Consider the following 16422-nt stretch of genomic DNA (forward strand, 5'->3'; position numbering starts at 1 on the left):
AGCTGGGAATCTACGGCTGGCAATTCTCACAAATCAGATAGGATTACTATAAGGGATTTCCAAGAAATAAATTATCCCAAAAAACGAACCACAGAGACGCAGAGAACACAGAGAGAGGAGAGATTAAGAGGATTTTTGCGTCAGTTTTGGAATATTTTTTTATTTGGAAGTCCCTAAGTAAGTGGGCAGAATAAAACCGAACTGTGTGAAGAAAAGTAAATAAGGCTCAAACCCTTTTTCCCCCTGCTCCCTGCCCCCTGCTCCCTACTCCCTGCCCCCTGCCCCCTGCCTTATCCTAACGATAATTATTTACGCTCACCTACTTAGTGCGATCGGGCATTAGTTGCTCTGTATCTTTTTCTTTTTCCCCATTCCCCATTTTCTACCCCAAAGCAGTTTGTAATTATTGCTGAAATTGGGTTAATAACCAAGCACCAACTTGACTTTGATTTATTTGACGAGTTCGCCGTAATGCATCGTTTAATAAAGAAATTGCTAATCCTGGTAATACCTGAGATTCTGTAATCCGCCTACTACCTTGGTTTTCAATAGCAAAAGCCATAACTTGGACATTCTGGACATTTAAAATCCAGTATTCTTTCACTCCTAAATCTTCGTATAAAAGTCGTTTTTCACCTTGATCGTCAGCAAGTGAGGTATTAGCCACTTCAATAACTAAATCTGGTGGTGGATAAATATCTAGATTAATGATTGAAGTTCCATAAGGAATGACATCAGCATCCTCACCAATATAGTAAGACACATCAGGTTGAGCTTCATTAAAGCCTATTTTTCTATATGTACAATTATCCTTGCCATTTAGAGCAATGCCTTTAATGCTCGCAAACAAGTTAACAGCAAAGAGAATAATTGCATGATCGCTGGCATGGTCATTCCCGATTGGTGGCATTTCAATCCTCATCTGTCCATTGTGGTAGTAGCTCTTGGCTTTTTCGTAGGCAGGATTTTCAATTATTTGGATATATTCATCCCAAGTTGCTGTTATCCAGGTATCGGTTGCTAGTTGGGTCTGTAATTCGCTCATAATATTGCGAAAGAGGAACTTTAACAACGATCATACAAGTTTCATTTTCCAGCAGTAAGTCATCTAATGCTGTATCTAGAAACATCCCTCGTTCGAGGCTGCTAGCTAGAGCAAAGTGAGGAGCTTGCTTTGATGTTATTTATATCACTAGGAAAAGCCATATTAGCCTTGTAATTGATTACAAGGCTAATATGGTAGAAGTTGTTAGTTATTTCAATTTTTTAAAACTACATGAAAAGAATTTAAATATCCAGTAATAGTTTTAGCTAATGTCTTCTGCTGCTTCTTTGTAGTTATTGCCATTACTTGATATAGCCTTCCTTCGGCAACATACATTCTATTTATAGTAATTTTCCCTCCAGAATTGATGTACTCAATTTCTTTGCCGGGATGATTATTGGAACTACGAATGTTTCGTTGACTAATTAAATTACTTTTCGTAGTCTTTAAAGCCATATCTCGTGCATTATTAAGTACAGCTTCGGGGTCAGCCATTTGACCGTAACTATAAGGAAAATCATTGTAAGCAACTATGTATGCTACTTGCTGTTTTGGTGGTTGAGCAACAAATATTTCTAAAGTAATTTCCCCCATATAAGTTTTTTGGTATTCGCTATTTCTGTTGGGATTTCCCGGCATCAAAATCGTAAAGCGTCCATCGGGAGCAGTGTATAACTTCCATTGTGGCTGCACGGTTTGAGAAACGGTTGGTTTGACAACAGCTACCGGAGGTTTGGGTTGACGCGCTTCCACCAAAACAGAGCCACCATAGACAATGGTGGCGGCTATTAGTGGCAACAGACTTTTAACTGTCATATTTTTTGCCTTTTGAGATACCGATCTCACTGATGATGCCAGCTGTTATAACTTAGCAGCACATAAAGCAGCACCTATTAGGCCGACTTGCGGGTTGAGGATAACATACACAGGGATATCTTCCAGGAGGCGGCGCATCCTACCTTTTTGGGTGAAATTTAATAAAAAACCGCTATTTTGGATTAAAGGCAGGATTTTGGGCGCAATACCACCAGCGATGTATAAGCCACCGTAAGGTAGGAGTTTCAGGGCGAGATTGCCGGCTTCTGCACCATAAGCGTCTATAAATAATTGCAAAGTTTGTTCGCAGAGGCGATCGCTACCTTGCAATGCAGCTGTACCAATGACAGCACCAGCATCGACACTTTTCTCTTCCTGTCCGGCTTCTTGTTCCCAAGTTCTGACGACTTGGGCAATATCTGGTGATTCAGTGGCAAATTTGCGATCGCGCAAAAATTGGTAAATTGCCACAATTCCCATTCCAGAAACGACGCGTTCCACAGAAAGGCGCTGGATATCATGTTTACCCAGCAGGTATTTCAACAGTTGAAACTCGATCTCGTTACGAGGAGCAAAGTCAGCGTGTCCACCTTCTGAGGGAAAGACTTGATAATCGTTTCCTTGTTTAATTAAAAATCCTTGCCCTAAGCCAGTACCAGCACCAATAATTCCAATCGGGGCTTCGGGTTTAAAATTGCCAACTTGCAATGCGTGCAAGTCTTGTTTTTCTAAACCGGAAATGCCATAACCAATCGCTGCAAAGTCGTTAATCAAAGAAATGTGCGCGATACCCAATTCCTCTTGTAGACGTTCGGTATCCAGGAACCAGACTAAATTGGTTAGTTGGGCAGTATTTTTGACAATGGGACCGGCGATCGCAAAACAAGCTTTTTCTGGTATGGGTGTATTAGCTTTGAGCAAAAACTGCTGCACTATGGGTACTAAATCGGGAAAATCAGCACTGTGGTAACTTTCTCGACAAATAGTATGTAAAGCTGATGAATCTGATGTTTCAACCAATTGCAGAATAGTTTTCGTCCCGCCGATATCTCCTGCTAGTAATAAAGTCATAGAATTTATTCGCGAATTAATTACTTTTTTGTAGGATATACCCAACGTACCAGAAGCCATGAACGCAAATCTCTATCAGAGGTTTAAGCAAATCGAATAACTTCTTCTATGTGGGTTAGATGGGAAGTATCTCCCGTTAGTTCTAATAACCATTCTGGGTCTTGACGTACCACTTTTACTAGAGAACATAAAGAAGCTTTAACTTCTGTTTTGGCAATTTCCCCCACTAGCCCCATTGCTCCCCCCAACACAGATGCACCATGCGCTACTAGTAAAATATCCTCTGGAAAGAACTCAGTAGCTAAACATCTAGCAGTTTGTCCAGAACGTTCTCGCACTTTTTCATGAGTTTCAGGATATTTGGCGGCGATGCGCGAGGTATAGCTGCTGTCAATTCTGGGGAATAACTCTGCTAATGCTGGAGTGGAGAGTCTTTCGGGTTCTTCTGTCATCCAAACTGGATTTAGCCATTCACTCAAGCCTGTTTCGAGTTTAATTGGCAAGTTGAGCTTTTCTGCAACTGCGTTTGCCGTTTGTATAGTTCGCAGGAAAGGAGAAGCGAAAATATGTCCAATCTTTTCTCCTTTCAATCGTTTAGCTAACTGTTGTGCCTGCACCATACCATCATCAGACAAGGGTGGATCGTAGCGTCGTTCGGCGGTGATAAACCAATCGGGGTTTACGAAATCGAGGCGGTTAGCGTGTCTTGCGATCCAGACTATTTGACTCATGGGTTTAATTATTCCGGTGAATAGAATTCGCCGCTAAACAAATATATAGATATCTGCAAGGAGGGCTGCAAATATTAATATATGACATTATTTGTAATAATTTGTAATAATATAAAGGATTTAGAAAACTTATCAGTAGAAATTAGTTATAGCAGTTCTCGTTTGGATGCAAAATATGGTAGGGTTACAGCATTGCTCATGCGTATCAACTTAGAGCTAGGGCGAATAGAATTCGCGGCTATACAAACGTTTGCCCTTGGCGTACCCGTTGGCGCAGCCTCTCGTCGAGAAGGTTAGTCCGCCTACGCGGACTAGGGAAACAAGTGGATTTTGCCCCTTGTCTGGAACCCACGGAGGTGAGTAAAGTTTTATGTAAACGCGGTTTATAACCGCCCTTTTAACGTTAAGTTGACTGCTTTAAATTCGCGCAGACAAAATCTTCTAAATCAGCTTTAGTCGGAAATTCCTAATTATCACCAGACATAAAAATTAAATATTACATTGAATTGATACGCAAGATTTGGTTGCTATTTTTCTGAAATTCGTAAGGTACTTGCTTGATTTCCACTGAATAATGCCGTTGTTGTAATTCACTCATAATTGGCTTCAGGTGAGGAGATGGTTCACCGGATATTTTTAATAGTGGAAAAATGCGTACCTCTTTGGCAACTCGGCACATCTCCAAAACTGATGCTAGATGAAATTCTTCTGAAAGCTGATCGGAATAAGTAAATAACAAATGAGAACATAAAGCTAAGTCAAACTGATGATTTTCAAAAGGCAAGACAGGTAATTCATCTGTTAGATAACGGTTTTCATTAATTCCCAAAGGTAAATCTGCCAAAAATTTACGCATTGCTGCCATGCGAATTTCACCCATCTGTTCAGGAGACTGGATATTCTGCCAAACATAATATTCTTGGATGGCTTTAACACCATCTATAACTATTTGATAAGTATCCTGAATGCGGTTCTCAATTTCATTTGCAGTGAATTGATAAATCGGATCGCAACAAATAACCTTGTATCCTTGAGCAGTCATTTCTGCATTGAAACTAGCAGGGCCACCAGCACAATCGAGTATAGTTAATCTTAGTTCTTCAGGAGTTAAGTCAAACATTTTAACGTATTCCTCCATCGAACGTCCCCAAGGAATGATATTTTTAAGTTTAAAACTCATTAGTGTATTATCCTATAACTTCAGCCATCCAAATAGTTGCCCTACAGTTAATTGAAAATCGCTAACTAAATCTGGAACTGGTAATATTTCTTGTTCTTCTTGTAAAAGTTCTGGCTGCTGCTTTGGTGGATAAACTAAAACAGAACGCTCATCTGGATCAATTAACCAACCGAAGCGACTACCATGTTTTAAACAATGTAGAATATTCCCGGTTACTTTAGTCTGGCTTTGATCTGGCGAAAGAATCTCAATTGTCCAGTCTGGATAAGTATTGAAGACATTAGCCACATCTCCCCGTTCATCTAAAGGAATCCGTTCCCAAGCAAACACAGCTACATCAGGGACAATTGAACGTCCGCCAAAAGTACAGCGCAATTCTGGGAAAGCTAGGGCAATTTTTTGACTTTCACCTACTTCATTTATACCTGTGACTAACTTACCTTGTAATTTGCTATGTTTTCCTTGAGGCATTGGCTTTTGAATAATTTGACCCTTGATGTATTCGGAGCTAGGTTTGGTTTCTGGTAGTTCCAAAAAGTCTTCTAAACTTATGGGTTTAGTTGGTGATTTTACCATGTGATTGTACCTCCCAATTTTTCATTTAATTAATCATCCTAAATAAGCCTTTTTGACTCGCTCATCACTAATTAATTCTGATGCTGCGCCTGTTAAGGTAATAGAACCAGCTTCTAAAACATAACCGCGATCGGCAATTTGCAGCGCCAAATTCGCGTTTTGTTCAACTAATAGAATAGTCACACCTGTAGCCCGCAGATTTTCAATAATAGAAAAGATTTCCCGGACGATCGCAGGTGCTAAACCTAAGCTAGGCTCGTCTAAAAGTAAGAGTTGTGGTTTACTCATTACAGCGCGTGCGATCGCTAACATTTGTTGTTCGCCACCACTGAGGGTTCCTGCTAATTGATTGCGTCTTTGCGACAACCGGGGAAATAGCTCAAATTGGCGCTGAATATCTGCTTTTATCTCCGCTTGGTTAGAGCGAATATATGCACCCAAAAGTAAATTATCAAATACTGTTTGCCGCGCTAATACTTTGCGTCCTTCAGGACAATGGGCGATACCAAGTTGTACAACTTCGTGAGTTTGGCGGCGGTTAATATTATGTCCATTATAGATAATTACGCCACTCTTAGGATTAACTACTTTAGATATGGCGCGGAGTGTGGTAGTTTTTCCCGCACCATTAGCACCAATTAGAGTAACTACCTCACCTTTTTGAATAATTAAGTTAATCTTTTTCAGAGCTTGGATGCCGCCATAATTAACATCAAGTTCTTGAACTTCTAAAATTGTATAGCCTGGTCTACTATCGGATTTCATCGGCGGTTTACATCTAGAAATGTTGATTCAAAACCTAACATACATTAATCATACATTTCTTAAAACAGTGCGTAGGCGTAGCCCATTGTAGACATTGCTTCAACTTAAAAACCAACGCCAGAATACTGTAATCTTTATGGTGTACCATTAATTACTGATAAAGATATCAAGTGTCCTGTGGGAAAAGCAGCAGATATTGGTAGCAAAGGACTAATTAATTTAGCTCCCGATGCATGGGTACAGTGGGTAACACAACGTCCTGAAGTCGTGGCGAAAGAAATTCTCGGCTCTGAGTTTCATTGGATTAGCCGCGAAACAGATGTGTTAGTAAAAGCATACAGTGCCACTCACGGAGATTTTCTAGTATTAAATGAACTACAGTTGCGTTACACGGCACGGATGCCTTTACGGATGAGAGCATACACAGCCTTGGCACAAGAACGCTATCGATTGCCAACTTACCCAGTACTGATCAACATTTTGCCGCCCCCATCCACTTTAACTATTGTCAATAGTTACGAGGAGGAATTTTTGGGATTACGTGCTATCCAAGATTATCGCGTGATTAATTTGTGGGAAATCGATGCTGAAATAGTATTTAGGCAACCACTACCATCGTTATTACCCTTTGTGCCAATCCTGCGAGGAGGGGGAGAGGTATCAGTTGTGCAACGCGCATTACAGGCGCTACGAGCAGATGCACAGTTGAACGAGTTAGAATCATTGCTGGCATTTTTTGCTAGCTTTGTGTTAGACACGCCTTTAGTGCAACAAATCATGAGGTGGGATATGGCAGTATTGCGAGAATCGCCTTGGTATCAAGAAATTGAGCAAATAGGTATTCAGCAGGGTGCGCGACGGCAGCTAATTCGGGTATTGGAACAACGCTTTGGTGAAATTCCCCATGAGGCAGAAATAAGGCTTGAGGGCAAGAATGTGGAGCAATTAGAAACTTTAATGGATAACGCGATCGCAGTGAATTCTTTAGACGAATTTGTGCAAATTTTGTTTACCTGAATTTTGTAGGTGCGATCGCCCAAAGCCATTGTACTATCCTAAAATCAGGATTATCCTGCTGATGGCACTGCCTCAAATAAATATGACAAAAGTGGAAGCAGATCAAGCACAAGAAAAGTTTTCCGAACTTCTTGCCCTTGTGGAAGAAAAACAGGAACGTATTGTGATTGAATCACAAGGACAAGTTATTGCAGCAGTCATCAGCTATGCCGACTTACTATAATGCCATTAGAATCCCGAAATTAATTTTTTTGTAACTCATTCTCAATCGCTTATTCATTTCCCAAATAAGCTTCAATTACAGCTGGGTCATTTCTAACTACAGATGGTTTGCCCAAAGCAATTAATTGACCAAAATCTAATACAGCAATGCGATCGCATAAACCCATAACCAATGGTACATGGTGTTCTATAAGAACGATCGTCAAATTAAAGCCATCGCGCAGGCTACGGATAAATTCACTCAATTGCTGCTTTTCGTTGGGGTTCATTCCCGCCGCCGGCTCGTCGAGAAGTAAAATTTGCGGTTCTAATGCTAAAGCACGGGCAATTTCTAAGCGACGTTGATCGCCGTAGGCAAAGTTTTTGGCTTTTTCGTCAGCGCGATCGCTTAATCCCACTAAATCCAATAAATCTAAAGCTTTTTGCTTAGTCTTCAATTCTTCACTAGGCGCTGGTGGTAATCCCAAAACTCCTGTAATCATATTACTTTTAGTGTGTAAATGTCGGGCAATTATCACATTTTCTAACGCCGATAATTCCCCAAACAAACGAATATTTTGGAAGGTACGGGCGATACCCAAAGCAGCAATTTGATGAGGACGCAGTTGGGAAATTTTTGCACCTTGATAAATTAATTGACCGCTAGAAGGTGGAATAAAGGCAGTAATCAAATTAAACAGTGTTGTTTTGCCAGCACCATTAGGGCCAATCAGTCCAAAAATCTCATGTTTATTTACACTAAAAGATACATTATTTACCGCCACTAAACCACCAAAGCGGCGAGTTAATGCTCTTGCTTCTAATACGATACTGCTGTTACCCGTTGGAATACTATGTGACATTTGTGCATATTATTATAAATATAAAACTGACGCAATAACTCTCTGAAACTTTTCTTACTTCGCGTCTTACCCTGCGGGAAGCCACTTCTCTACGAGACGCTCCGCGAACGTGTCTATGCGTCCTTTGCGGTTCGTTTATTCATGATTTTCCGTCTTTGAAAAATATCTGGAGTAATTAGCCCTTGGGGAAAAAAGATTGTACCTATTACTATTAGTAAGCCAAAAATAATTAATCTCCCATCGCGCAAAAACTGTGCTAACCAATTAGGTAAACCACCAGTATCAGCTAGGCTTCGCAGAATTTCTGGTAAGGCTGTAAATACCATACCTCCAACTATCGGGCCTAAAAAAGTTCTCGAACCACCAATTAAAACAAAAGTTAAATATATAATACTGGCATCAAAAGTCCCTTGACGAGCATTCCAGGTATTGAGGAAATGAGCGCTAATTGCACCTACAACCCCTGCAAGTATAGCCCCTAACGTAAACGCCAAAACTTTGTAATAAGTGGGGTCGATTCCCATTGCACCCGCAGCTAATTCATCTTCGCGGATAGCGATAAAAGCCCTTCCGACGCGGATGCGTTCTAAACGGTAAAGTAGTACCATACTAATTAATAGTAAAGGCAGAGCAATCCATAAATATTCAATTGGTGTTTGGAAAGGTTGAGGAATGCCAAAAATTCCAACAGCACCGCCTGTAATATCTAGATTCAAGGAGATGACGCGCAAAACTTCCACAAAAGCGATAGTTGCGATCGCTAAATAAATTCCTCGCAACCGTAACGCTGGAATTCCTACTAATACACCCAAAAACCCAGAAATTACACCTGCAATCAACATCTCTAATAACAACAATGGAATGGGAAATAAACTACTGCTAGATGTTAAAACTTTTGTGGATAAAATTGCTGCAATATATCCACCTAAAGCATAAAATCCTGGGCTAGCTAAAGACAATTGTCCTGTCATTAGCGGTAAGTAGAGTGATAACCCTAATAACGCCCCCAATACCATAGAGACAATTAAAGAAGCGTAAGTAGCGAAGAAATCAGTCATTTTAACACAATTTGATTAAGCTTAATTAGACTATTGGTTTTCTAAAACATTAAGCTGTTAAGATTTCCTCTGCTGTCAGCGTCAGTTCAGGAAAAGTTCGTGATACAATCCGTTCTGAACCTCTAAAATGTGTGCATTGGTATTTACCCTCATTATCTAATAGAAAAACAAACACAGCCGGAACTTTTGGATTTCCCAAATACTCTCTTAGCCCAATTGCTAAATAATCTACAATCCAATATTCTTTAATACCTAAGCGTTGATATTCATCTAATTTATCAATGTAATCATCTTCCCAATTAGTTGATGTCACTTCTACAGCTAACTGGATGGGTTCTTCAAGTGCAGCATAAGCCGAACGATTTGAACGCCATTTATCTTTATCTATAACACTTACATCAGGCTTGCGCCCTTGCTCTATGCCATTAGCAGTTATAGTTTTAAAGACTGCTGTATTTTTTACTACGTAATTAAGATTTAGACGTTTAATTTCATCTTTGAAAGAGTCAGCCGTAAAGTCAGCGACATCATCATGATTTCTGGTTGCACGCACTTCTACAATTTCTCCATCCACAAGTTCATATAAACCTTCTTCTGGACACTGTTCTAAAAATTGCTCGAAAGTTAGTTTTTGTCTGGTGTATGTTTTCATAGTGCTATGTCTATTTAAACTTTTTGAATAAACCGCCGCCCTAGCAAACCTTGAGGTCTAACTAATAGCATGATAAACAAAATTCCAAAGGCTACTGCGTCTTTATATCCAGAATAATCAGCAGGGACAAACGCTTCGACTAATCCAATTAACAAACCTCCTACGACCGCACCGGGAATACTACCTAAACCACCTAAGACAATTACTGCTAAACCCCGCAAACCAAAAGCAATGCCGAAATATGGCCCTGCAATACTAACACTAGAGGCGACTAAAGTTCCTGCTAATCCTGCTAAAAAACTGCTGATGAAGAATGTTAAAATGATAAAGCGATCGCTATTAATTCCTAACAAACTAGCTGTAGTTGGATCTTCTGCGATCGCTTGCATTGCCTTACCATATTTAGTTCGATTGATAAAATAGGTAAGAATTGCCACGATCGCTACTGATACAGTAAAAATTACCACCTGAACACTGCGAATCGGAATTGGGTTTTCTGGACTACCAAAGTTAATTGCAGGTGGCAAATTACCGTAAGTATTTGCAGGGTACGTATAACTTTCCGCGCCTATTAAATACTGGATTAAATTCACAATTACCACTGCTACCCCCAAGCTGGAAACAACAGTTAGCAAGGGATCGGAGCCTTGACGGCGCAAAGGTTGAAAAGCAACACGTTCCATCACTACCCCTACCAATCCCGCCAAGGTGCTTCCTAAAATTAAGGCTATAGCAAATGGTAATTTTATCGGTAAGACTGCATTAGCCAGCAAGCCATTAAATCCAAAGTTCCCACCCATAAGTGCATAAGTGAAATATGCACCCAAGGTAAAAATCGCGCCATGAGCTAAATTAATGATGCCCAAAATAGAATAAACCAAGGTATATCCTAAGGCAAAAATTGCATAGACGCTGCCAATGGATAACCCATTTAATAATTGCTGCAAAAAGAGATTGATATTCATCTAGCAACTATTTTAGAAATGTGAATTTACCTTGACTCCCGTCTTTTTCCATTTTGATTTGAGCAACATAGAAATCTTTTTGCACAACTTCACCTGTGGGAGTAAAACCAATTTCACCCAATGGTGTATTGTATGCTCCTTCAAGTATTTGTTTGTTTAACTGCGTCCGTAATTCTGGTAGCTGTAGTTTGTTGATTTTGCTTTTTTTATCTAAAGATTGTAGTGCTTCGACATAAACTTGCACTGCTGTAAAAGCTTGGGCGCTAAATTGGGGTGGTTCTTTTTTATATTCTTCAATATAGGCTTTACGAAACGTCGCGTTAATTTCACCTGGATGTTCTGGACTGTAGGCTTGAGCAATCAATACCCCATCACAAAATGCTTTACAAACTGGCAATAAATTCGATGTATTTAAACCATTTCCACCAACAATTAAACCTTTATAACCCAGTTCCCGCAATTGCCTAACTAAATTACCACCATCAGCAGCCAAGCCAGAAATAATCACCAAATCTGGTTTGAGATTAATTGCATTGGTAGCTTGGCTTTGAAAATCTGTGTCACTGGTTTGAAATTTTTGCACTGTTACCAATTCCAGCCCTTGATCCTTAACTGTTTGCTGAAAAATTTCCGTTTCTGACTTGCTAAATGCATCATTCTGAGCATAGAAAACTGCGACTTTTTTCAGTTGAGGATTTTGCTTAAGTGCAGCTTTGACAGAATTAGGCGCAACGATGGAAACTGGTGCAGAAACACGAGCAACGTAATCACCAATTTCGGGAACATTTTTAGCAGTATTTGATGGCCCAATTATTGGTACTTTTGCCCGTTCGCCAATGGGATCGGCACTAAAGGCTTGCTGTGACAAAGTTGGTCCAACAATTCCAATAACTTTATCTTTATTAATTAGAGTTTGAAAAGCGTTAATTGCTCCTGCTTCATCACCACTAGTATCTTGAAAAACTAATTTAATTGGTGTGCCATTAACACCACCTTTACTATTGAAATACTTCTGGGCAAGTTTAGCTCCAGCAACTTGCTCTTGACCCAGTAATGCCACATTGCTAGTTTGGGCAACACCAATACCGATGGGAATCGCACCTGATAATGTACCCGTTGTCGCTGGGGTATTGGTTGCAGTGTTATTTGGGGTACTATTTGGACTATTAGTTGGAGAATTTGTTACTGTGCTAGTGCCACCACCACAGCCTGTTAGTAGCAAAGCGCAAGTTGATAATAATACTGTTGTCCGAGCGATCGCGTTGTTCATCGTTGGATAATCATCTAGTTATGAGATATTCTGCAAGAGTTAATAGTAAAGTTCATAATCTGCAAAAAAAATGATGCAGATTTACACTTTTGCACGAATTCTATTAAATCATTCTTATTTCACCATGCAAAGAGAAATATTCAAAGTGCTTGTAAATACAAATTATTATAATTAGTAATGATTTTATCATTCCCTGGTTCTAGTGCTATGAAGTCGCTGGGAAACTATCCATTCAGAGCCTCTGTGTTAACCAGGCAATCTTAGGTGGGTTAAGTATTGATTGAGGAATCTTAAGTGCTTTTTTCATTACCAGTTAATTCTCTAGGTTCGTAGTGACGGCAACCGTTACATGGGCCGTCGGGATTGACAGCACAACGCATATAGCCAGATCGGGCATTAAATTTGCAGCTGATGTCGCCAATCAGATAACCCACACCTTCTAAATAATAGCGATCGCCTTCCACAGGTCTAAGGTTTTGCCGTCCCTGTACCATTGGAAAATTCATGGCTGCTTGCCTCATCCGCAAGCGCGATCGCTGGGTTCTACGGATCATCCACAGGGAAAACAGGGACGGTAAAAAACCAACGGCAATTACTAAAAGTGTCTTTAACACCTTCTTTTTACCTCTTCTGGGCGCTGATTGATTGTCCCTGATGTTACACTCTGGTTTTACGGAAGTGCAAATATTAGGGCGGCTTTGTTTCTTTGTCACCAACTATGGTTGCAAAGAAATAATGGCAGTGTGGTATCTAGCAATTTTGAGAAATAAGTTCCTGCCACTTCAATCAGCATAACTGTTACAACCTCAGAGGCGATCTACCGTTGAATGTCGATCATTTTAAGATTTGTTGACTAATACCTTTTTGAAGAAGCGTTTTGTGTCAGCCTCAGCCCCATTCTTGTTTTTTCTGTGTCGCTGCGATGCCAATCTTTTTTTGGTTTGCTGACGAAGTTGCTGTGCTAGCAGTGCAGCTTCCCTTTCGGCTCGGAATAAATCAACTTTTCGCGTTGTCAAAATAAATGATTCGTCAGACTTTCGTTTCACCCAAGGGATGCTAACTGCGAAATACTGACAAATATTTTTGCATATCTCCTTTATCAAGAGTGGGTAACGTTTTTGAGTATTCAGTTTGTTAGCGATCGCTTTCAACTCTAATATCGCTGCTTCTAACTCTTCCGCCATCTGATTGATGCGTTCGACTTGTCTTATAAAACGCTCCCGTTCACTGATGATTTTTTCCTCTTGGGGTTGCAGTGGCACTATAGCAGTAATTACAGATGTAGGCTGAAACAGCAAAATAGGCTTTTTGTCTGTGTCTGGGATTTTTTTCATACTACCTCAAGCAAGGCTAGCTGACTTGTAAGGTATTTTAGCAGTAAATAGTACTTTTGTACTAAAATAATTTACCTTGAACATCAGCGAATTTCAAAGTTCCTCTCCCAAGCTTAGGAGAGGGATTTAGGGTGAGGGCTTTTGATTCATGCAAGAAGTCTATTACGATCAAGCGAAAATAGTGCTGCCAACTGAGCTTCACTGTGGAAACACTCAGACTCATCAACACTGATAAGATTGTTAATTAAAGTGATAATATTTGACTCCGATTTTGAGGTTAAAAGAAGGCGATCGCAGACTCTTGCGCGAGGGCGGTCGCCTTTCGTATATTCATATATTATAGTATATTTTTATACTTTAATAAATAATTTTCTAAATATTTTTACATAAATTGAGCATGAGGAATCAGGGCGATCGCAGGGAATCTTTATGAGCGAAGCGAGATAAAGGCGCACCGAGCTTCGCAAAAATTAAATAGGAGTTCCATATTGCAATCAAGCGAGAAGCGCGATATTCAATTCGGGCGATCGTTTATTGAATTCGGGCAGTCGTTTATTAAATTCGGGCAATCATTTATTGAATTCGGGCGATCGTTTATTGAATTCGGGCGGTCGTTTATTGAATTCGGGCGGTCGTTTATTGAATTCGGGCAGTCGTTTATTGAATTCGGGCAGTCGTTTATTGAATTCGGGCAGTCGTTTATTGAATTCGGGCAAATATAAATAAATTCACGTAACAAATATAATATTTTTTGTATTAAATCTTTTAAAAAATACTGAATATTGCGGGTGTTAATCACCCCGATTTTGTTTATTTTAATGGTGTAAAGACAAGGATATAAGTCAGTTTTTATCCTAGTGCGTGATTAAGAAAAGGAAAGTTATTTATGTCACGTCCAAAACGTGGGTCTAAAGTACTTGATAGGGCACAGCGTCGGATTGCCGCTTTGAAATCGATTAGTCCCACCTTAGATTTAGGTAATGGAGTCACTATTGACACCTTTGCCACTGCCATCAAAAAAACACAGGACAAGTTGGAAGTTTATAACTCCAGCCTCTCCACCGTGGATCTAACTCAGGGAGCTTTAGAATTAGCCGAAAAGTCCCTGATGGAACTAACAGAACATGTGTTAGTCAGCGTAGCTGCAAAGTATGGCAAGAATAGCGATGAGTACAAAATGGCAGGGGGCGTTCGTCGCACCGAACGCAAGCGTCCAGTGCGGAAGCCTAAGCAAGAGGTTGTTACTTAATAAAGACAATACATTTGGGTTTTTTGACACTCTCCCGAATTCAAATCGGGAGATTTTTGGTTAGGTAGTGAACCAATAGAAAAAAGATAATATTTAAATAGCGATCGCTTGAGTTTTAGAGAAATATGGCGTAGACACATAGCAGGTTGTCATCAGACATCGCTCGGCGTTGAACGAGAAGCATAGGTCTTTGGCTGATTGGTATGAGAAAAACTCCGGTTGATTTGTACCGTATGGGAAATGTGACTTCTTCGAGAATAGATAACATTCGTTCTAAAGATATTGAAACTTACGAAGAAGATGGCGATATTTGGGTTGTTGCAGGCTCAGGCGGAATTTCGACGTTTGCAGTTGAGGGAGTTGGAAAAAATTGGTGGAAGTTGGATAGAGGAACTGATGTTCCCAACGAACTCCGCTTGGTGAATGATTACGGCAATCACTGGCTGTGGGAACCAAGCTACACTATGAGAATAGAAGATTATAAAACTGCATTGCGGTTAGTTGGTGAGGTATTTTACAAAGTCAATTAAGGGAGTTGTTGAACATGAATTTTTCTCCTAAAGCAATTCGATTTATTGTTGAAGCACTAGAATACAGAATTGAAGCTTATCAAAAGCAATTAGAAATAGAAAATTTGAATGATGATGAGGTTTCAGACATTACCAATGATCTGATGTTTTTGGAATCCTTGTCAGAAGATTTAAAGAAGCAACTCTCAACAATTGCGCCATCCATTTTTTAAGTTAACTTAATAGACAAAAGAGCAGTCAATCGCTTGGCGTTGAACCAGAAGCTTAGGTCTTTGGCTGATTGGTATGAGAAAAAACCCCGTTGATTTAGAGAACTTTATAAAACCCTGAATTTGAGAGAAAATTTAAGAATCGTAATCAGAGTAAATTTAAATGCACGTTATTAGTCGCAGAATTCTACGAGAATTTTGTGAGGCATATGCAGATGCAAGGGAAGCACTTTATGATTAGTATAGGATAGCAACTAAAGCTGAATGGAAAAATCTGCTTGAAGTTCAAACTATTTATCCAAAAGCAGAAGCAGTTGGTAACTTCACTGTGTTTAATATTAAAGGAAACAATTACCGTTTGATTGCTGATATTGTTTACGAAACTCAAAGAATCTATATTAAATATGTCCTGAATCACGCTGAATATGATAAGGATAAATGGAAAAATGACCCGTACTTTTAATCCAGAATCTTATGGTAAATTGCTAGCCGAGTATCAGCCAAAAATAATTACTACGGAAGCAGAAAACGAACAAGCGATCGCACTCGCATTAACCTTAGAACATCGTCCCAATCGTACACCAGAAGAAGAAATGCTGTTGCAACTGTTGGTGACTTTAATTGAGCAGTTTGAAGAAATCCATTACCCAATTCTCCAAGGTACACCCAATTCGATGTTAATACATCTAATGGACGCACGCGATACTACAACCGAAGCATTAGCTGAGGTAATTGGTTCATTGGAAATTGCCTTGCAAATTGTTAATGGCGATCGCACCATTAGTAAAACTCAAGCAGAAGCGTTGGCGGACTATTTTAATGTAAATATCAGTTTATTTACTTAGCTTATCTTCCATAACAACGCTCTTAAAACCAACGCTTGGTATTAA

At 39.7% G+C, this 16422-nt stretch carries 22 protein-coding genes and 1 pseudogene; 9 read left to right on the top strand and 14 right to left on the bottom strand.

All coding sequences use genetic code 11. From position 1 onward, the window contains the following. Nucleotides 1–403: 403 nt before the first annotated feature. The 4 genes from V7K41_RS26880 to V7K41_RS26895 all read right to left on the bottom strand — a co-directional run bounded on the left by V7K41_RS26880 (nucleotide 404) and on the right by V7K41_RS26895 (nucleotide 3663). Nucleotides 404–1045 (bottom strand): Uma2 family endonuclease, encoded by a 642-nt coding sequence (locus tag V7K41_RS26880; protein WP_334853131.1) that lies wholly within the window; start codon nucleotides 1043–1045, stop codon nucleotides 404–406. A 213-nt stretch (nucleotides 1046–1258) separates the two neighbouring features. Next, on the bottom strand, nucleotides 1259–1861 hold the full coding sequence (locus V7K41_RS26885; protein WP_334853133.1) for a hypothetical protein: 603 nt from the start codon (nucleotides 1859–1861) through the stop codon (nucleotides 1259–1261). Between the two features lie 45 nt (nucleotides 1862–1906). Then, nucleotides 1907–2932: a glucokinase gene (locus V7K41_RS26890; RefSeq protein ID WP_334853134.1), complete on the bottom strand. Its 1026-nt coding sequence runs from the start codon at nucleotides 2930–2932 to the stop codon at nucleotides 1907–1909. An 83-nt stretch (nucleotides 2933–3015) separates the two neighbouring features. Further along, a complete protein-coding gene (locus V7K41_RS26895; protein WP_334853135.1) occupies nucleotides 3016–3663 on the bottom strand; it encodes a histidine phosphatase family protein in 648 nt (215 codons plus the stop codon). Nucleotides 3664–3744: 81 nt separating this feature from the next. On the opposite strand from V7K41_RS26895, the gene V7K41_RS26900 reads away from it, so the two are divergent. Next, nucleotides 3745–3960, top strand: coding sequence for a hypothetical protein (locus tag V7K41_RS26900; RefSeq protein ID WP_334853137.1), 216 nt, complete (start codon nucleotides 3745–3747; stop codon nucleotides 3958–3960). Nucleotides 3961–4159: 199 nt separating this feature from the next. On the opposite strand, the gene V7K41_RS26905 is transcribed toward V7K41_RS26900, so the two are convergent. Genes V7K41_RS26905 through V7K41_RS26915 form a run of 3 tightly spaced genes read right to left on the bottom strand, consistent with a single transcriptional unit; the run spans nucleotide 4160 to nucleotide 6184 of the window. Further along, nucleotides 4160–4843, bottom strand: coding sequence for an SAM-dependent methyltransferase (locus V7K41_RS26905; RefSeq protein ID WP_334853140.1), 684 nt, complete (start codon nucleotides 4841–4843; stop codon nucleotides 4160–4162). Nucleotides 4844–4855: 12 nt separating this feature from the next. After that, nucleotides 4856–5419 carry a Uma2 family endonuclease gene (locus V7K41_RS26910; protein ID WP_334853142.1) on the bottom strand — a complete coding sequence of 188 codons (564 nt, stop codon included), beginning with the start codon at nucleotides 5417–5419 and terminating at the stop codon, nucleotides 4856–4858. A gap of 33 nt (nucleotides 5420–5452) precedes the next feature. Continuing rightward, complete coding sequence (locus V7K41_RS26915) at nucleotides 5453–6184, bottom strand: ABC transporter ATP-binding protein (protein WP_334853143.1); 732 nt, start codon at nucleotides 6182–6184, stop codon at nucleotides 5453–5455. A gap of 177 nt (nucleotides 6185–6361) precedes the next feature. Between V7K41_RS26915 and V7K41_RS26920 the strand changes: the two genes are divergently transcribed. Continuing rightward, nucleotides 6362–7201 carry a DUF4351 domain-containing protein gene (locus V7K41_RS26920; RefSeq protein WP_334853146.1) on the top strand — a complete coding sequence of 280 codons (840 nt, stop codon included), beginning with the start codon at nucleotides 6362–6364 and terminating at the stop codon, nucleotides 7199–7201. Nucleotides 7202–7262: 61 nt separating this feature from the next. After that, nucleotides 7263–7424 (top strand): type II toxin-antitoxin system prevent-host-death family antitoxin, encoded by a 162-nt coding sequence (locus V7K41_RS26925; protein WP_334853148.1) that lies wholly within the window; start codon nucleotides 7263–7265, stop codon nucleotides 7422–7424. A 49-nt stretch (nucleotides 7425–7473) separates the two neighbouring features. On the opposite strand, the gene V7K41_RS26930 is transcribed toward V7K41_RS26925, so the two are convergent. The 7 genes from V7K41_RS26930 to V7K41_RS26960 form a co-directional block, all read right to left on the bottom strand. Beyond that, nucleotides 7474–8265, bottom strand: a complete 792-nt coding sequence (locus V7K41_RS26930) for an ABC transporter ATP-binding protein (protein ID WP_334853150.1) — start codon at nucleotides 8263–8265, stop codon at nucleotides 7474–7476. Nucleotides 8266–8378: 113 nt separating this feature from the next. After that, nucleotides 8379–9323 carry a branched-chain amino acid ABC transporter permease gene (locus V7K41_RS26935; protein WP_334853151.1) on the bottom strand — a complete coding sequence of 315 codons (945 nt, stop codon included), beginning with the start codon at nucleotides 9321–9323 and terminating at the stop codon, nucleotides 8379–8381. A gap of 49 nt (nucleotides 9324–9372) precedes the next feature. Then, entirely contained in the window at nucleotides 9373–9975 is a 603-nt protein-coding gene (locus V7K41_RS26940) for a Uma2 family endonuclease (protein ID WP_334853153.1), read from the bottom strand. A 14-nt stretch (nucleotides 9976–9989) separates the two neighbouring features. Further along, a complete protein-coding gene (locus V7K41_RS26945) occupies nucleotides 9990–10940 on the bottom strand; it encodes a branched-chain amino acid ABC transporter permease (protein ID WP_334853155.1) in 951 nt (316 codons plus the stop codon). Between the two features lie 7 nt (nucleotides 10941–10947). Then, nucleotides 10948–12210, bottom strand: coding sequence for an ABC transporter substrate-binding protein (locus V7K41_RS26950; RefSeq protein WP_334853156.1), 1263 nt, complete (start codon nucleotides 12208–12210; stop codon nucleotides 10948–10950). Between the two features lie 290 nt (nucleotides 12211–12500). Next, nucleotides 12501–12824 carry a DUF6464 family protein gene (locus tag V7K41_RS26955; protein ID WP_334853158.1) on the bottom strand — a complete coding sequence of 108 codons (324 nt, stop codon included), beginning with the start codon at nucleotides 12822–12824 and terminating at the stop codon, nucleotides 12501–12503. Nucleotides 12825–13049: 225 nt separating this feature from the next. Continuing rightward, nucleotides 13050–13544, bottom strand: coding sequence for a hypothetical protein (locus V7K41_RS26960; RefSeq protein WP_334853161.1), 495 nt, complete (start codon nucleotides 13542–13544; stop codon nucleotides 13050–13052). A gap of 488 nt (nucleotides 13545–14032) precedes the next feature. Between V7K41_RS26960 and V7K41_RS26965 the strand changes: the two genes are divergently transcribed. The 6 genes and pseudogenes from V7K41_RS26965 (at nucleotide 14033) to V7K41_RS26990 (ending at nucleotide 16377) form a co-directional block, all read left to right on the top strand. Beyond that, complete coding sequence (locus V7K41_RS26965) at nucleotides 14033–14266, top strand: hypothetical protein (protein ID WP_334853163.1); 234 nt, start codon at nucleotides 14033–14035, stop codon at nucleotides 14264–14266. A 164-nt stretch (nucleotides 14267–14430) separates the two neighbouring features. Beyond that, nucleotides 14431–14793: a hypothetical protein gene (locus V7K41_RS26970; RefSeq protein WP_334853164.1), complete on the top strand. Its 363-nt coding sequence runs from the start codon at nucleotides 14431–14433 to the stop codon at nucleotides 14791–14793. A gap of 203 nt (nucleotides 14794–14996) precedes the next feature. Beyond that, nucleotides 14997–15323 carry a hypothetical protein gene (locus V7K41_RS26975; protein ID WP_334853166.1) on the top strand — a complete coding sequence of 109 codons (327 nt, stop codon included), beginning with the start codon at nucleotides 14997–14999 and terminating at the stop codon, nucleotides 15321–15323. A 14-nt stretch (nucleotides 15324–15337) separates the two neighbouring features. Then, the gene (locus V7K41_RS26980; RefSeq protein ID WP_334853167.1) at nucleotides 15338–15535 is read left to right on the top strand and encodes a hypothetical protein; all 198 of its coding nucleotides are present in this window, start codon (nucleotides 15338–15340) and stop codon (nucleotides 15533–15535) included. A gap of 160 nt (nucleotides 15536–15695) precedes the next feature. After that, nucleotides 15696–15995: pseudogene (locus V7K41_RS26985) on the top strand (type II toxin-antitoxin system HigB family toxin). Beyond that, nucleotides 15979–16377, top strand: a complete 399-nt coding sequence (locus tag V7K41_RS26990; RefSeq protein ID WP_334853169.1) for a helix-turn-helix domain-containing protein — start codon at nucleotides 15979–15981, stop codon at nucleotides 16375–16377. Before V7K41_RS26985 ends, V7K41_RS26990 begins: the two are co-directional and overlap by 17 nt. Nucleotides 16378–16422 lie beyond the last annotated feature (45 nt).

Origin of the sequence: Nostoc sp., assembly GCF_036917415.1 — a bacterium.
Classification (GTDB): domain Bacteria; phylum Cyanobacteriota; class Cyanobacteriia; order Cyanobacteriales; family Nostocaceae; genus Nostoc.

Coding starts and splice junctions, on each gene's coding strand:
- V7K41_RS26930 (WP_334853150.1), bottom strand. CDS start 8,265: ATGTCACATAGTATTCCAACGGGTAACAGCAGTATCGTATTAGAAGCA.
- V7K41_RS26990 (WP_334853169.1), top strand. CDS start 15,979: ATGACCCGTACTTTTAATCCAGAATCTTATGGTAAATTGCTAGCCGAG.
- V7K41_RS26910 (WP_334853142.1), bottom strand. CDS start 5,419: ATGGTAAAATCACCAACTAAACCCATAAGTTTAGAAGACTTTTTGGAA.
- V7K41_RS26980 (WP_334853167.1), top strand. CDS start 15,338: ATGAATTTTTCTCCTAAAGCAATTCGATTTATTGTTGAAGCACTAGAA.
- V7K41_RS26945 (WP_334853155.1), bottom strand. CDS start 10,940: ATGAATATCAATCTCTTTTTGCAGCAATTATTAAATGGGTTATCCATT.
- V7K41_RS26940 (WP_334853153.1), bottom strand. CDS start 9,975: ATGAAAACATACACCAGACAAAAACTAACTTTCGAGCAATTTTTAGAA.
- V7K41_RS26970 (WP_334853164.1), top strand. CDS start 14,431: ATGTCACGTCCAAAACGTGGGTCTAAAGTACTTGATAGGGCACAGCGT.
- V7K41_RS26935 (WP_334853151.1), bottom strand. CDS start 9,323: ATGACTGATTTCTTCGCTACTTACGCTTCTTTAATTGTCTCTATGGTA.
- V7K41_RS26900 (WP_334853137.1), top strand. CDS start 3,745: ATGACATTATTTGTAATAATTTGTAATAATATAAAGGATTTAGAAAAC.
- V7K41_RS26975 (WP_334853166.1), top strand. CDS start 14,997: ATGAGAAAAACTCCGGTTGATTTGTACCGTATGGGAAATGTGACTTCT.
- V7K41_RS26915 (WP_334853143.1), bottom strand. CDS start 6,184: ATGAAATCCGATAGTAGACCAGGCTATACAATTTTAGAAGTTCAAGAA.
- V7K41_RS26925 (WP_334853148.1), top strand. CDS start 7,263: ATGGCACTGCCTCAAATAAATATGACAAAAGTGGAAGCAGATCAAGCA.
- V7K41_RS26895 (WP_334853135.1), bottom strand. CDS start 3,663: ATGAGTCAAATAGTCTGGATCGCAAGACACGCTAACCGCCTCGATTTC.
- V7K41_RS26885 (WP_334853133.1), bottom strand. CDS start 1,861: ATGACAGTTAAAAGTCTGTTGCCACTAATAGCCGCCACCATTGTCTAT.
- V7K41_RS26960 (WP_334853161.1), bottom strand. CDS start 13,544: ATGAAAAAAATCCCAGACACAGACAAAAAGCCTATTTTGCTGTTTCAG.
- V7K41_RS26880 (WP_334853131.1), bottom strand. CDS start 1,045: ATGAGCGAATTACAGACCCAACTAGCAACCGATACCTGGATAACAGCA.
- V7K41_RS26950 (WP_334853156.1), bottom strand. CDS start 12,210: ATGAACAACGCGATCGCTCGGACAACAGTATTATTATCAACTTGCGCT.
- V7K41_RS26905 (WP_334853140.1), bottom strand. CDS start 4,843: ATGAGTTTTAAACTTAAAAATATCATTCCTTGGGGACGTTCGATGGAG.
- V7K41_RS26890 (WP_334853134.1), bottom strand. CDS start 2,932: ATGACTTTATTACTAGCAGGAGATATCGGCGGGACGAAAACTATTCTG.